Below are 797 nucleotides of genomic sequence, written 5' to 3'. Positions count from 1 at the left end.
AGACGGTGAAACTGTCACCGCCACGGTCACCATGACGGTGAGCCCTGAAAATGACGCCCCGGTGGTCGGCGCGATCAGCTTGCCCGAAGGCACCGAATATCAGTCCTACACGGTGACGAAAGAACAACTGCTGGGCAATGCGTCCGATGTGGATGGCGATGCGTTGAACATCACCGCTGTATCCGGTGGATCGAACCTGGCGATCACCGATAACGGCGATGGCACCTGGACGATCATTTCTGATGAGGAAGGGGCGCAAGACATCAGCTTCACCGTGTCCGATGGCACGGCCGAGGTCACACAAAGCGCGACCATCAACTTTGCCGATGTGGATAACACGGCCAATGATGATGCGGCGAGTGTTGCAGAAGACGGCAGCAAAACCATCAATGTTCTGTCCAATGATCAGATCATCGATGGTGGCGAGTTGACATCTGTCACCCAGCCGGAAAACGGCGAAGTGACCTTTAATACCGATGGCACGGTGACCTATCAACCCCATGATGATTTCAACGGCAGCGATAGCTTCACCTATACGGTGACGGATGAAGACGGTGAAACTGTCACCGCCACGGTCACCATGACGGTGAGCCCTGAAAATGATGCCCCGGTGGTCGGGGCGATCAGCTTGCCGGACGGCACCGAATATCAGTCTTACACGGTGACCAAAGAACAACTTTTGGGCAATGCGTCCGATGTGGATGGCGATGCGTTGAACATCACCGCTGTGTCCGGTGGATCGAACCTTGCGATCACCGATAACGGCGATGGCACCTGGACGATTATTTCTGATGAAG

At 55.2% G+C, this 797-nt stretch carries 1 protein-coding gene; it reads left to right on the top strand.

The genetic code is table 11. The features are described 5' to 3' along the window. Positions 1–797: cadherin-like domain-containing protein (locus IEW74_RS17235; RefSeq protein ID WP_188667426.1), on the top strand; the 797-nt coding region annotated here is incomplete at both ends.

Source organism: Terasakiella brassicae (assembly GCF_014641495.1).
In the GTDB taxonomy this organism is placed as follows: domain Bacteria; phylum Pseudomonadota; class Alphaproteobacteria; order Rhodospirillales; family Terasakiellaceae; genus Terasakiella; species Terasakiella brassicae.
Note: the sequence above shows the minus strand (reverse complement) of the source record. Positions and strands in the feature narration are given on the sequence as shown.